Raw genomic sequence first — 13,716 nt, forward strand, 5'->3', positions numbered from 1 at the left:
TATGGCGGAGGCGATGGGATTCGAACTCATGGACCTGTTACAGTCGACGGTTTTCAAGACCGTTGCCTTAAACCACTCGGCCACACCTCCGTTTGTGTTGCGGGCGCCATAATACCCGAATGAAACACACTGTCAAACTCTCTGCATAGCTTGTTACAGGGCGTCTGTTATGATCTTTGCGACTGAACGTTTCAAACCAACAGGAGTGTCGCCATGCGCGAACAGGATTACGCAGTTAATAACAGCGTGCAGGCTGAGCAGCTAGAGGTTAGCCGCGTCCTGCGCAACACATACGGCTTGCTGGCTCTCACCCTCGCATTCAGCGGCGTGATGGCGTTCGTCGCCCAGCAGATGCGTGTCGGCTACCCGAACATTTTCGTGGTGCTGATCGGTTTCTACGGCCTTTTCTTCCTCACCAACAAGCTTCGTGATTCCGCCTGGGGCCTGGTGTCCGCATTTGCCCTGACCGGTTTCATGGGCTTCCTGCTCGGCCCGATCCTCAATCGTTACCTGGGCATGCAGGGCGGTGCGGAGGTCGTGAGTTCGGCGTTCGCGATGACGGCCCTGGTGTTCGGCGGTCTTTCGGCCTATGTGCTGATCACCCGCAAGGACATGAGCTTCCTCGGCGGTTTCATCACAGCGGGCTTCTTTGTGCTGCTGGGTGCGACGCTGGCGAGCTTCTTCTTCCAGATTAGCGGCCTGCAACTGGCGATCAGCGCGGGCTTCGTGCTGTTCTCCTCGGTGTGCATCCTGTTCCAGACCAGCGCCATCATCCACGGCGGCGAGCGCAACTACATCATGGCTACCATCAGCCTGTATGTATCGATCTACAACCTGTTCATCAGCTTGTTGCAGCTGTTTGGCATCATGAGCCGCGATGATTGATCGCCAGCCATGATTGAAAAAAACCCGCTTCGGCGGGTTTTTTATGCACGGTCTCTTTACCGACGGGCTACGCCATGGGCGGCAGGCGCCGCTTTACCGGGGTTTTCTTGACGATGGCGGTGTTGGTTTCGGCAAGGGAGTTGAGGCGGTCGAGCAGGGTGTCCAGCTGTTCCATCGAGCGCACATGCAGGCGGGCGATGAAGCAGTCGTCGCCGGTGACCTTGTCGCACTCGGTGAACTCGGGAATGGCCATGATCTGCCGTTCCACTTCCTGCAACTGGCCCGGTAGCGGGCGAATGCGCACGATGGCCTGCAACTGATAGCCGAAGCATTTCGGGTCGATTTCCACCGTGTAGCCCTTGAGTACGCCGCGTTCCTCGAGACGGCGCAGGCGTTCGGCGACGCTGGGCGAGGACAGGCCGCTGATCTGCGCCAGGGCCTTGAGCGAACGTCGCGAGTCTTCCATCAAGGCGGTGATCAGCACCTGGTCGATGTCGTCAGTCATGGCGAAAACCTCAATTAGGCAGTTTGGCAAAATTGCCTTCGCAAAAAAGGCAGATTCGAAGTTTAGCCTGCTTTTTGCGCTGGAGCAGCGTCCCGCTCGATTGGCATACTTTGTCCATCAATAACAGGAGCTTGATGATGGACAACTCAATACGTCGCGGCTCGTTCGAAATGACCGCCGCCATGCTGATCTCCGGGACCATCGGCTGGTTCGTGCTGGTGTCCGGGCAACCGGTGCAGGATGTGGTGTTCTGGCGCTGCCTGTTTGGCGCCGGCACTTTGCTGCTGATTTGCGCGGCCTTCGGCTTTTTGCGCCCGGGCATCCTGACTCGCACCACCTTCCTGCTGGCGGTGCTCAGCGGTGTAGCGATCGTCGGCAACTGGGTGCTGTTGTTCGCCTCCTATTCCCGGGCCTCGATTGCCATCGGGACGGCGGTCTACAACGTCCAGCCGTTCATGCTGGTGGGGCTGGCGGCGGTGTTTCTCAACGAGAAAATAACCCTGCAGAAACTGACCTGGCTGGGCGTTTCGTTTCTCGGGATGCTGGCGATCGTCAGCGCCCATGGCGGGCAGGGCGAAAGCGGCAGCCAGTACCTGATCGGGATTGTGCTGGCCTTGGGTGCAGCATTCCTTTATGCGATCGCTGCGTTGATCATCAAGCGCCTCACCGGGACGCCGCCGCATTTGATCGCACTGATTCAGGTCAGCACCGGCGTGCTGTTGCTCGCGCCATTCGCGCATTTTTCGGCGCTGCCGCAAGCGCAGGGCGAGTGGGCCAGCCTGGTGACGCTGGGCATCGTGCACACCGGCGTGATGTATGTGTTGTTGTATGGCGCGATCCAGAAACTGCCGACGGCGTTGACCGGCGCGCTGTCGTTCATCTACCCGATTGCGGCGATTTTCGTCGACTGGTTTGCCTTCGGCCATCGCCTGGAACCGCTGCAATGGATTGGGGTTGCCGCGATACTGCTGGCCGCTGCTGGCATGCAGCAGGGCTGGAGCCTGAAGTTTCGGCGGACAGTCACGCCGTAAGTCCCATCAGATGTTCCAGTGCGGCGCGGTCCTGGCCAGGCGCTGGCGCATCTCGCCGATGTTGGCGGCCAGTTGCTCGGTCAACAAACGATAACCGTCCAGGGCGTTGTAGACCGGGGCATCGAGACTGACCACCGGCAACGCGGTGGGCCGGTTCAGCCGCTGGGTGACGCCAGACTTCAAAGCCCGGGCCATGCCGATCAGTTGCACGCGAATCAGCCGATGCTGCGCCTTCAAGGCCGTTTGCAAGTCACTGGCGTCCGGCCGCGCGTTGCCCAGTATCTCCAGGGTGCTGACACACAGACGCAGCTGACGCTGGATGGCGTCGAGTTCGGTCATGGAAATCTTCACCTCCTTGGACACCGATGGCATGAGCGAACGCAGTTGCACCATGACGGTGTTCAGGCGACCCATCAACTTGAGGTGTTCGTCGGCCGTCACCGACTGGCCGTTGATGATCCGCCCGTAGATCGTCGCACAATCACGCAGGGCGTCAGCCAGGTTGTAGCGCCAGGAATAGACCGCATAGAGCGGCAGGGCGAAGGAAAACGCCAGGGCCAGGGCAATGCCGATCAAGATGTCGACCCCGCGCCACAGCCCGTCGGAGACTGGATTGTCGCCGTGGCCGGCGACGATGAACACGGTAATGCCCGCCAGCAGCGCGGTGTAGCCGCCTTTGCCGATGGCGTGGTACGAGAAAAATCCGCACACCACTGCCATGGCGAAATAGGTCAGCCATGGCAGGCCGAGCCAGGACTGTTGCACCACCAAGGCCAGGCCGACAGCCGCCCCGACCAGGGTGCCGATGGCCCGCTCGGCGGCTTTTTTGCCGATGTTGCCATGGTGCTGCAAGCCGCCGATCACCACCAGCATCGTCACCGACGCCCACTCCCCGTGGGGCAGGTGGATGCCGGTGGTCAGCAGGATCGACGCCAGTAACCCGAGCGATACGCGTACCGCATGGATCATCCGAGCATGGCGATAGCGCCGGTAAGGGTCCAGCAGCGGACGCAGTAACCGGCGCAGGAACGGTGGCAGGCGAAGGGCCCTGGAAGCGCTCAGGTTGACACTCCTCAGAAGATGTAGTCAGTGGTCAGGAAGCTCGAGCTGCGGCCGCTGATGATCTCGCTGATGAGATCCTTGTTGGTCTCCTGGAATTTGGTCGCCACCAGCGTGCGGATCGAAAACACCCGTAGGGCGTCGTGCACCGACAAAGTGCCCTCGGCGGAGTTTTTCCGCCCGTTGAACGGGTAAGTGTCCGGGCCACGCTGGCATTGGGCGTTGAGGTTGATGCGCCCGACCTGGTTGGCGAAGGTGTCGACCAGCCGGCCGACCGCCACCGGGTTGGTGCCGAAGATGCTCAGTTGCTGGCCGAAATCCGATTCGAGGACGTAATCGATTACCGTGTCCAGATGGCGGTAGGGCACGATCGGCACCACCGGGCCAAATTGTTCTTCCTGGTAGACCCGCATCTGCGGCGTCACCGGGTACAGCACGGCGGGATAAAAGAACGACGCGCGGGCCTCGCCGCCATGGGGGTTTACCACCCTGGCGCCCTTGCTCTCGGCGTCAGCCACCAGCGAGTGCAGGTAATCGACCTTGCCCGATTCCGGCAGCGGCGTCAGCGCCACGCCAGTGTCCCAGGGCATGCCGGGCTTGAGCGTGGCGAGTTTGGCGTTGAATTTCTCGATGAAGGACTCGACCACGTCTTCGTGGACAAACAGGATCTTCAACGCGGTGCAACGCTGGCCGTTGAATGACAGGGAACCGGTGACCGCTTCGTTGACCGCGTTGTCCAGGTCCACCTCCGGCAGGACGATGCCGGGGTTCTTCGCATCGAGCCCCAGCGCCGCACGCAGGCGATGCGGCCGTGGATGCAGCTTCTTAAGGTCGCTGGCGGCCTTGTTGGTGCCAATGAACGCAAAGATATCGATCTTGCCGCTGGCCATCAGCGCACTGACGGTCTCGCGCCCGCTGCCATAGATCACGTTGATCACCCCGGCCGGGAAGCTGTCGCGAAAGGCCTCCAGCAGCGGGCGAATCAACAGCACACCAAGCTTGGCTGGCTTGAATACCACGGTGTTGCCCATGATCAGCGCCGGGATCAGCGTGGTGAAAGTTTCGTTCAGCGGGTAGTTGTAGGGCCCCATGCACAGCGCCACGCCGAGCGGTACGCGGCGGATCTGGCCGAGGGTGTCCTGTTCCAGCTCGAAGCGACTGGAACGACGGTCGAGTTCCTTGAGGGCATTGATGGTGTCGACGATGTAGTCGCAGGTGCGGTCGAATTCCTTCTCCGAGTCCTTGAGGTTCTTGCCGATCTCCCACATCAGCAGCTTGACCACCGCGTCGCGCTGTTGACGCATGTGCCCGAGGAAGGTTTCGACGTGCTGGATGCGCTCGGCCACGCGCATGGTCGGCCACAAACCCTGGCCGCGATCATAGGCGCGCACCGCGGCGTCGAGGGCGGTCAGGGCGGTGGCGGCATCCAGCAGCGGCGTGCTGCCGAGAATGACTTGTTCATCGCCGCCGGGGCCTGCCAGGTACACCGGGCTGCGGACCTGGGCGAGGGGACCGGGCCAGGTTTTCAGGACACCGTCGACCAGGTATTCCCGTTGTTCGGTCTGGCCGTCGAGGCGGTATTTTTCCGGGATGCTGCCGGCGTCGGGAAACAGGTTGCCGAGAATCTGTGTGGTCATGTCGCTACCCCGTGTGTAGTACAGCCGTGCGCTATGGCTAGCCGTTGAAGAATCCGTTTCAAGGGTTATACGCCTTGTTGATGCGGTTTATTAATTGCAATCGAGCGCTGATGGGCAGAATAGAGGGGTGAAGCTGTGGTTGTTGTGCTTCAAGCGTAGACCGCAAACGGCGTTGGGTGAAACGCGATCTTTTGACCTGGGAGCACACAATGGCCGATGTCGAGGTTAAACTTCGCGCTCTTTCATAAGGAGTTCACATGAGTCACTACCAGCCGGGCATCCTCGCCACCCCCGTTCCGCCTCTCGCTCGTCACATGTTTTTCGCCCTGGAATCGGTGGCTGCACTGCCGGCCGCGCTGGACAAGCTGATGCAACTGGTGGACGGCCAATCGGCGGTGGTCGGCTTCGGTGAATCCCTGGTCAAGGCCCTCGACGGGCACATCGAAGGCTTGCGGCCATTTCCGGCGCTGACCGGAGTCGGTGTCGATAACCCGTCCACGCAACAGGCGCTCTGGTGCTGGTTGCACGGTACCGACCGTGGCGAACTGCTTAACCGCAGCCATGCCCTCGAGGCGGCGTTGGCGCCCGCCCTGCGCCTGGTGCAAATGACCGAAGGTTTCCGCCACCGTGACGGCCATGACCTGACCGGCTACGAAGACGGCACCGAAAACCCCCGTGACGAAGCCGCCGCGGCCGCCGCGCTGGTGGGTGAGGGCGTCGAAGGCACGGTAGGCGGCAGCTTCGCCGCGCTCCAGCAGTGGCAGCATGACCTCAAGGGTTTTCGTGCGCTGGCGTCCCACGAGACGGATGACATTATGGGCCGTCGCCTGAGCGACAACGAAGAACTCGACGACGCCCCTCTCTCTGCCCATGTCAAACGCACCGCCCAGGAGAGCTTTGCTCCTGAGGCGTTCATCGTCCGTCGCTCGATGCCGTGGATCGAAGGCGACCGCGCCGGGCTGATGTTCCTGGCCTTCGGCTTCTCCCTCGACGCCTTCGAAGTCCAGCTGCGCCGCATGAGTGGCCTGGAAGACGGTATTACCGACGGTTTGTATCGCATCAGCCGACCGATCACCGGTGGTTATTACTGGTGCCCGCCGCTCAAGGATGGCCACCTCGATCTGCGCGCATTGCGCATCGGCTAAGACACTATCTGTAGGAGCCGGCTTGCCGGCGAAAAGGGCGATGCGGTGAGTCAGGCGGACCGCCTTCGCTGGCAAGCCAGCTCCTACAGTGAATCTATCGTTATGCTCAAACGGTATTTCTCAACCCTGTTCTTAGAACCCTAAGATCACGTCATAACTCGTTATGACAAGTGATCTTCATGGCCGATAACGTTCTATCTCTTGGCAGCGTCCCGCTGCACACCCAGCTACGCGACATCCTGCGTGCGCGCATCCTCGACGGTGAATACCCGCAGGACAGCCAGATGCCGTCCGAAAGCGAGCTCGGCGCGCTGTTCAAGGTCAGCCGCATTACCGTGCGCCAGGCCCTCGGCGATCTGCAGAAGGAAGGGCTGATCTTCAAGATCCACGGCAAGGGCACCTTCGTCGCCAAACCCAAGACCTTCCAGAACGTCAGCACCTTGCAAGGCCTGGCCGAATCCATGACCGGTCGTGGTTATGAGGTGATCAACCGCCTGCGCAGCTTCAAGTTCATCGCCGCCGACAAGCGGGTCGCCGAACGCTTGCAGGTCGCCGAAGGCGAGGTCGTGGCGCAGATCAAACGCGTTCGCCTGATCAACCGCGAGCCGATTTCGCTGGAAATCACCTACCTGCCCAAAGCCGTCGGCGAGCGTTTGGAGAAGGCCGACCTGGTCACCCGCGACATTTTCCTGATCCTGGAAAACGACTGCGGCCTGGCCCTCGGTCACGCTGACCTCGCCATCGACGCGGTGCTGGCCGACAGCGACCTGACCCAGGCGCTGAACGTCGAGGCCGGCTCGCCGATCATGCGCATCGAGCGCCTGACCCACGACGCCCAAGGCCGGCCCCTGGATTTCGAACACCTTTACTACCGTGGCGATGCCTTCCAGTACCGCCTGCGGATCGATCGGCAAAAAGGGGCGCTGGCATGACCCGAACGACTGTGGAACAGGAATACGACATCGTGGTGATCGGCGGCGGCACTGCCGGACCCATGGCGGCGATCAAGGCCAAGGAGCGCAATCGCGATTTGCGCGTGCTGTTGATCGACAAGGCCAACGTCAAGCGCAGCGGCGCGATCAGCATGGGCATGGACGGCCTGAATAACGCAATCATCCCCGGCCACTCGACGCCGGAGCAGTACACCAAGGAAATCACCATTGCCAACGACGGCATCGTCAACCAGGCGGCGGTCTATGCCTACGCGACCCACAGCTTCGAAACCATCGAGCAACTGGATCGCTGGGGCGTCAAGTTCGAGAAGGACGAGACCGGCGACTATGCAGTGAAAAAGGTCCACCACATGGGCGCCTACGTGCTGCCGATGCCGGAAGGGCATGACATCAAGAAAGTGCTGTACCGGCAGTTGAAACGGGCGCGGGTGAGCATTACCAATCGCCTGGTCTGCACCCGTTTGCTCAAGGATGAAGAGGGCGCGGTCAACGGCGTGATGGGATTCGATTGCCGCACTGCCGACTTCCATGTGATCAAGGCCAAGGCAGTGATCCTCGCCTGCGGTGCCGCCGGGCGCCTGGGCCTGCCATCCTCGGGGTACCTGATGGGCACCTACGAAAACCCGACCAATGCCGGCGACGGTTACGCCATGGCCTATCACGCCGGGGCGGAACTGGCGAACCTGGAGTGCTTCCAGATCAACCCGCTGATCAAGGACTACAACGGCCCGGCCTGCGCCTACGTTACCGGCCCCCTGGGCGGCTACACCGCCAACAACAAGGGCGAGCGCTTCATCGAGTGCGACTACTGGAGCGGCCAGATGATGTGGGAGTTCCACCAGGAGCTGGAAAGCGGCAATGGCCCGGTGTTTCTCAAGCTCGATCACCTGGCTGAGGAAACCATCCAGAACATCGAAGAGATCCTGCACAGCAACGAGCGGCCGAGCCGCGGTCAGTTCCACGCCAACCGCGGCACCGATTACCGCACGCAGATGATCGAGATGCACATCTCCGAAATCGGTTTTTGCAGCGGGCATTCGGCGTCGGGGGTGTGGGTCAACGAGAAGGCCGAAACGTCGGTCAAGGGCCTGTATTCGGCGGGTGATATGGCCGCGGTGCCGCACAACTACATGCTCGGTGCGTTCACCTATGGCTGGTTTGCCGGCAACAATGCGGCTGACTTTGTCGTCGGCCGCGAGTTTTCCGCACTGGATGCCAAGCAGATTGAAGTCGAAAAACAGCGGGTGTATGCGCCCCTGGACCGCGAACACGGACTGCCACCGGCCCAGGTCGAGTACAAGCTGCGCCGCTTCGTCAACGACTACCTGCAGCCGCCGAAAGTGACCAGGAAGATGCAGATCGGCCTGCAACGCTTCAGCGACATCCAGCGCGACCTCGATCAGATCAAGGCCCATAACGCCCATGAGTTGATGCGCGCCATGGAAGTCAGCATGATCCGCGACTGCGCCGAAATGGCGGCCCGCGCCTCGCTGTTTCGCGCCGAAAGTCGTTGGGGGCTCTACCACTACCGGGTCGATCATCCGCAACGCAACGACAGCGACTGGTTCTGCCACTGCCACCTGAAGAAGGATGAAAACGGCTTGATGAGCAGTTTCAAGAAAGCCGTCGAGCCTTACATCATCCCGCTCGATGCCGATGAAATGCAGGCCTACGACCGGCTGCGGGTCGGTGCCGACGCGGCTTGAAGCCGTCAACAATAGAGAGACCGAAAATGGCCTATCAACCCCAGGAAATCTTTTTCCGCTCCAACGCGCCGGTCACCGTCGATGAGGACCTGTGCATCGCCCACAAAGGCTGCACCGTGTGTGTCGATGTGTGCCCGATGGACCTGCTGGCGATCAATCCGGCCACGCAAAAGGCCTACATGGCCTTCGATGAATGCTGGTACTGCATGCCCTGTGAAAAGGACTGCCCGACGGGGGCGGTGAAAGTGGACATCCCTTATTTGCTGCGTTGAATGACAGGACGCCTTCGCGAGCAGGCTCGCTCCCACCTTTGGAATGCATTCACCTGTGGGAGCGAGCCTGCTCGCGAAGAGGCCCGTACAGACAACTCAAAACGCCATCCGGCCACCCCCGGACGCTTGCTTCAAAGACACCCCTCGTTTCCCACCACGCCCTGATCGTGGCGGAGACGAACATCCTATAAACGATTCGAGGGGATTCACCATGTTATTGCGTGCAGCATTGGCCGGTCTGGTACTGGCTTCGTTCACCTGGTCGGCACAGGCCGAAACCATCCGCATAGCCATCGGCACCCAGGACACCACGATCAACTGCGCCGCCGGCGGCCTGTTGATTCGCGAGCTCGGCCTGCTGGACAAATACCTGCCCCACGACGGCCAGTACAAGGACGCCCAGTACGACATCGAGTGGAAGAACTTCACCAGTGGCGCGCCGCTGACCAACGAGATGGTCGCCGGCAAGCTCGACTTCGGTGCCATGGCCGATTTCCCCGGTTCGTTCAACGGCGTGGCGTTTGAAACCGCCGGCAAGCACAGCCTGTTCATCAGCGTGCTGTCGGGCAGCACCCAGGGCAGTGGCAACGGCATCGTGGTGCCGAGTGCATCGGGCGTGCAGTCGCTGGCCGAGCTCAAGGGCAAGACCATTTCCGTGCCGTTCGCGTCCACCGCCCATGGCATGTTGCTGCGCGCGGTGGCGGCCCAGGGCTGGGACCCGCTCAAGGACGTGAACATCATCGCCCAGCCACCGGAAGTCGCCGGCTCCGCGTTGCAGGCCGGCAAGATCGACGCCCATGCCGACTTCGTGCCGTTCGCCGAACTGTTCCCGAGCCGGGGCTTTGCGCGCAAGATCTACGACGGTTCCCAGGCCGGCGCGCCGACCTTCCACGGTGCGCTCGTCGACCAGGCCTATGCGAAGAAATACCCGGAAATCGTCGTCGCCTACCTGCGCGCCAGTATTGAAGCCAACCAGCTGCTCGCCGCCGAGCCTGAGAAATACAGCGAGCTGATCGCCAAGGTCACCGGCGTCGACGCCGAGGTCAACTACCTGTTCCACGGCCCGCTCGGCGTACAGACCCGCGACCTGAGCTGGAAACCGGAGTATCGCCAGGCCGTCGGCACTGCCATCGACACCCTCAAGCTGCTGAAGAAAGCCGATCGCGGTCTCGACCTGAATACCTTCATCGACGACCAGTACATTCGCGCCGCGTTCAAGGCCTCGAACCTGGACTACAGCGCGCAGCTGGCCAATTACCAGCAGACACCGCTCAAGGCCGTCGATGCCGCCAGTGGTGAAGCCATCACCGACTTCAGTCATGTGGCCGAGATCTGGGTGCGTGGCGAGCCGAAGGTCCGTCAGTACGCTTCGGCGCAAGCGGCATTCACTGCGTTGGCCGCGCTGAAGCAGGAAGGCAAGAACATTCGCGCGGTGTATGCCCAGGCCAGTGACAGCGGGATCAAGTTACTGGCCGACCAGGCGTGGTTTGCCAGTGATGCGAAAGGGCGCCTCAGTGCGTTCCTGCTCAAGGGCCAGGCCCAGCAATTCGCCACGGCCCATGGCGGCAAGGTGTTCGATTTCACCGACGCCACCAACCAGGCCGTGGCCAGCCGCTGAGTCAGAGGTGAAACATGTTTGCACGCTGGATTCCAAGGGCGGCCTCACTGCTGCTCTGCCTGTTGTTCTGGCAACTCGCCGCCAGCCACCACTGGAACCTTGGCCTTGTGACCTTCGCCAACGTCCCGCCCCCCCTGGCCGTTATTGAAGCGGCCCTGGGCCTCGGCGACTCCGGCAAGCTCGCCCGGCACCTGGGCAGTAGCCTTGGCCGGGTGTTCGCCGGTTACCTCGCCGCGCTGGTCATCGGCGTCGCCTTGGGCTTGGCCATCGGCCGTTCGAAGTGGGCCGAGGACTTGCTGCTGCCACCGCTGGAAGTGCTGCGCCCGATCCCCGCCGTGGCGTGGATTCCCCTGGCGATCCTGATGTTTCCCTCGTCCGAGCTGTCGATGGTCTTCATCACGTTTACAGGCGCCTTGTTCCCGATCCTGCTCAACACCGTGCATGGCGTCGAAGGCGTCGACCCACGCCTGATCGCCTCGGCGAAAAGCCTCGGGGCAGGGCGCCGGGCAATGTTGCTGGAAGTGATCGTGCCGGGCGCCGCCCCGAGCATCATCACCGGCCTTGCCATTGGCATGGGCACGTCTTGGTTTTGCCTGGTGACCGCCGAGATGATCTCAGGCCAATACGGCATCGGCTATTACACCTGGGAGTCCTACACCATCCAGAACTACCCCGACATCGTGGTCGGGATGCTGCTGATCGGCGTACTCGGGATGGGCAGCAGCCTGCTGATCAAACGCCTGGGCGGCCTGTTCACGCCCTGGCATCGACCACGAGGAAAAGCCTGATGAGTGTTTTCCAACAGCCTGAAGGGCGTATCGATATCCGCGGTTTGTCGATCAGCCTGGGCGAAGGCAGCGCCGCTTTTGAAGCCGTGCAGGGCCTCGATTGCCAGATAGAGCCGGGGCAGTTCGTGTGCATCCTCGGGCCGTCCGGTTGCGGCAAGTCCACCTTGCTCGGCGCCCTGGCCGGTCACCTGCAACCGCGCGCTGGCAGCCTCGAGGTCGATGGCGCGTCGGTGTCCGGCCCGTCGCCGCAACGGGGCATGGTGTTCCAGCATCACACGCTGTTCCCCTGGCGAACCGTGCGCGACAACGTGGCTTTCGGCCTGAAAATGCGCGGTGTCGGCAAATCAGAACGGCACCGGGCCGCCGAGGAAATCCTCGCCCTGGTGGGACTGCAAGACTTCGCCGAGCGTTGGCCGGATCAACTCTCCGGTGGCATGCAACAGCGGGTGGAAATCGCCCGAGTGCTGGTCAATCGGCCCCGGCTGTTACTGATGGACGAGCCCTTTGGCGCCCTCGATGCCTTGACCCGCCTGAACATGCAGGAGCTGTTGCTGGACATCTGGACGCGCATCCGCACCACCGTGGTGTTCGTCACCCATGACATCGACGAAGCGCTGTTCCTCGCTGACCGCCTGCTGGTCATGAGTTCGCGTCCCGGGCGGATCATCGAAGACCTGCGCCTGGATTTCCCCCGGCCACGCACCACCGAATTGATGACCAGCCATGAGTTCTCCCGCTTGAAGCGTCACTGCCTCGAATTACTGCGTCACGTAGACGGTCGGCAATTACCCCGCCTGAATCCTCTCGGACTGCCCCCTGAACACAAACTGCCGCGATTTGCCCTATGACCTCACTATTCGATGTAACCGACAACGACGACATCCTCGCCCTGCAACCGCGCCTGACCGATGACGATGCCGGCGTGCGCCGCATCGCCCTGATCGAACTGGCCGACCTGGAAGAACCGGACGGCCTGCTGTGGCTGGTCGATCGACTGGCCGAAGACCCGGCCGAAGAAGTCCGTGCCGAAGCCGCGCGCTTGCTGGAGGCCTGGGAAGATGAACCCGTGGTCGAGGCGCTGTGCCAGGCGCTGACCGATCCATCCGCCGCGGTGCAAGCCGCCGCTGCGCAAAGCCTCAGCCTGCTCAAGAGCGAAGCGGCGGGGCGGGTGATCCTGCCGTGGACCGGGCATGCCGAGATCGGCGTGCGCATCGCCGCGTTCAGGGCCCTGCGCGAATTGCGCTATCCCCAGGCGGCCTCGGCGGCGCTGTTGGCGCTGGGCGATCAGGACGCCAATGTGCGCCGTGAAGCGGTGGGTGTGCTGGGCTGGCTCAAGCAACTCGATGCCTTGCCGGACCTGGCGCGATTGGCCAGTGCCGACCCGGACACCGAGGTGCGCCGCGCCGCCACCGGTGCACTTGGCCTGGCATCCGACGCACAGGTGCTGCCGGCCCTGCGCCAGGCCTTGCAGGACCAGGCCTGGCAAGTGCGCGAAGAGGCCGCCACCACTCTTGGCAAGGTTGGGCACGTCGATGCCGGTCCGGCCCTGGTCGAAGCCTTGAGCGACGATTACTGGCAGGTGCGCCTGCGCGCCACCCGCAGTCTCGGCCGCTTGCGTTACGCCCTGGCCCTCGACGCGCTGATCGACACCCTCGGCCACCGCATCAGCAACCTGCGCAAGGAAGCCGCCCTGGCCTTGGGCGAACTGAACGAAAAAGGCGCCATCGCGCCGTTGCTGGCCGCCCAGGATGACGGCGATCCGGAAGTGCGCAAGGCGGTGCGCATTGCCCTGAGTCAGCTGCAATGAACCCGGTGGCGGTGGGTAATTCCCGGAGCAAAAAACAACTGCGCTTGAACTGGCCCGATGGCCGCGAGCAGTGCCTCGATCATGCCGAATTGCGCCGCCAGTGCCCGTGCTCGCAATGCCGGGCGTTTCGCTTGCGCGGGATGACACCGCTGGTGGACGACCGTGTTCGGCTGATCGAGGTGAATGCCCAGGGGTATGGGTTGCAGTTGGTGTTCAGTGATGGCCACGAACGCGGGATCTACCCGTGGGCCTATCTCGGCGGACTTGATCTGTGAATGGAATACCGCTTTCGCTGGCAAGCCAGCTCCTA

General features: G+C 62.2%; 14 protein-coding genes and 1 tRNA gene. 11 read left to right on the forward strand and 4 right to left on the reverse strand.

What is annotated here, in order from left to right; all coding sequences use genetic code 11:
* Positions 1 to 2: 2 nt before the first annotated feature.
* Positions 3 to 90: transfer RNA gene (locus BKX96_RS07005), tRNA-Ser, on the reverse strand.
* A 123-nt stretch (positions 91 to 213) separates the two neighbouring features.
* Between BKX96_RS07005 and BKX96_RS07010 the strand changes: the two genes are divergently transcribed.
* A complete protein-coding gene (locus BKX96_RS07010; RefSeq protein ID WP_034147218.1) occupies positions 214 to 885 on the forward strand; it encodes a Bax inhibitor-1/YccA family protein in 672 nt (223 codons plus the stop codon).
* Positions 886 to 952: 67 nt separating this feature from the next.
* On the opposite strand, the gene BKX96_RS07015 is transcribed toward BKX96_RS07010, so the two are convergent.
* Complete coding sequence (locus BKX96_RS07015; RefSeq protein WP_046820203.1) at positions 953 to 1,390, reverse strand: Lrp/AsnC family transcriptional regulator; 438 nt, start codon at positions 1,388 to 1,390, stop codon at positions 953 to 955.
* Between the two features lie 137 nt (positions 1,391 to 1,527).
* Here BKX96_RS07015 and BKX96_RS07020 point away from each other — a divergent pair, with 137 nt between their 5' ends.
* The gene (locus BKX96_RS07020; RefSeq protein ID WP_077183208.1) at positions 1,528 to 2,421 is read left to right on the forward strand and encodes a DMT family transporter; all 894 of its coding nucleotides are present in this window, start codon (positions 1,528 to 1,530) and stop codon (positions 2,419 to 2,421) included.
* 6 nt (positions 2,422 to 2,427) lie between these two features.
* Here the strand turns inward: BKX96_RS07020 and BKX96_RS07025 are convergent, their stop codons facing one another.
* Together BKX96_RS07025 and BKX96_RS07030 are read right to left on the reverse strand one after the other, a co-directional pair.
* Complete coding sequence (locus BKX96_RS07025; protein WP_077183209.1) at positions 2,428 to 3,390, reverse strand: FUSC family protein; 963 nt, start codon at positions 3,388 to 3,390, stop codon at positions 2,428 to 2,430.
* Positions 3,391 to 3,494: 104 nt separating this feature from the next.
* Positions 3,495 to 5,117, reverse strand: coding sequence for an NADP-dependent glyceraldehyde-3-phosphate dehydrogenase (locus BKX96_RS07030; protein ID WP_046820200.1), 1,623 nt, complete (start codon positions 5,115 to 5,117; stop codon positions 3,495 to 3,497).
* A 257-nt stretch (positions 5,118 to 5,374) separates the two neighbouring features.
* On the opposite strand from BKX96_RS07030, the gene BKX96_RS07035 reads away from it, so the two are divergent.
* The 9 genes from BKX96_RS07035 (at position 5,375) to BKX96_RS07075 (ending at position 13,681) form a co-directional block, all read left to right on the forward strand.
* The gene (locus tag BKX96_RS07035) at positions 5,375 to 6,262 is read left to right on the forward strand and encodes a Dyp-type peroxidase (protein ID WP_077183210.1); all 888 of its coding nucleotides are present in this window, start codon (positions 5,375 to 5,377) and stop codon (positions 6,260 to 6,262) included.
* Between the two features lie 179 nt (positions 6,263 to 6,441).
* The gene (locus BKX96_RS07040; RefSeq protein WP_077183211.1) at positions 6,442 to 7,194 is read left to right on the forward strand and encodes a GntR family transcriptional regulator; all 753 of its coding nucleotides are present in this window, start codon (positions 6,442 to 6,444) and stop codon (positions 7,192 to 7,194) included.
* Positions 7,191 to 8,921 carry a fumarate reductase/succinate dehydrogenase flavoprotein subunit gene (locus BKX96_RS07045; RefSeq protein WP_077183212.1) on the forward strand — a complete coding sequence of 577 codons (1,731 nt, stop codon included), beginning with the start codon at positions 7,191 to 7,193 and terminating at the stop codon, positions 8,919 to 8,921. The genes BKX96_RS07040 and BKX96_RS07045 overlap by 4 nt, the downstream gene beginning before the upstream one ends.
* A 26-nt stretch (positions 8,922 to 8,947) precedes the next feature.
* Complete coding sequence (locus BKX96_RS07050; protein ID WP_008060065.1) at positions 8,948 to 9,193, forward strand: 4Fe-4S dicluster domain-containing protein; 246 nt, start codon at positions 8,948 to 8,950, stop codon at positions 9,191 to 9,193.
* 211 nt (positions 9,194 to 9,404) lie between these two features.
* Positions 9,405 to 10,811 (forward strand): ABC transporter substrate-binding protein, encoded by a 1,407-nt coding sequence (locus BKX96_RS07055; RefSeq protein WP_046820196.1) that lies wholly within the window; start codon positions 9,405 to 9,407, stop codon positions 10,809 to 10,811.
* 14 nt (positions 10,812 to 10,825) lie between these two features.
* On the forward strand, positions 10,826 to 11,599 hold the full coding sequence (locus BKX96_RS07060) for an ABC transporter permease (protein ID WP_077183213.1): 774 nt from the start codon (positions 10,826 to 10,828) through the stop codon (positions 11,597 to 11,599).
* Positions 11,599 to 12,447, forward strand: a complete 849-nt coding sequence (locus tag BKX96_RS07065; protein ID WP_077183214.1) for an ABC transporter ATP-binding protein — start codon at positions 11,599 to 11,601, stop codon at positions 12,445 to 12,447. The genes BKX96_RS07060 and BKX96_RS07065 overlap by 1 nt, the downstream gene beginning before the upstream one ends.
* Entirely contained in the window at positions 12,444 to 13,406 is a 963-nt protein-coding gene (locus BKX96_RS07070; RefSeq protein ID WP_046820193.1) for a HEAT repeat domain-containing protein, read from the forward strand. The genes BKX96_RS07065 and BKX96_RS07070 overlap by 4 nt, the downstream gene beginning before the upstream one ends.
* On the forward strand, positions 13,403 to 13,681 hold the full coding sequence (locus tag BKX96_RS07075; RefSeq protein ID WP_077183215.1) for a DUF971 domain-containing protein: 279 nt from the start codon (positions 13,403 to 13,405) through the stop codon (positions 13,679 to 13,681). Before BKX96_RS07070 ends, BKX96_RS07075 begins: the two co-directional genes overlap by 4 nt.
* Positions 13,682 to 13,716: the final 35 nt, after the last annotated feature.

This window comes from Pseudomonas putida (assembly GCF_001976065.1).
Taxonomy (GTDB): Bacteria; Pseudomonadota; Gammaproteobacteria; order Pseudomonadales; family Pseudomonadaceae; genus Aquipseudomonas; species Aquipseudomonas serbica.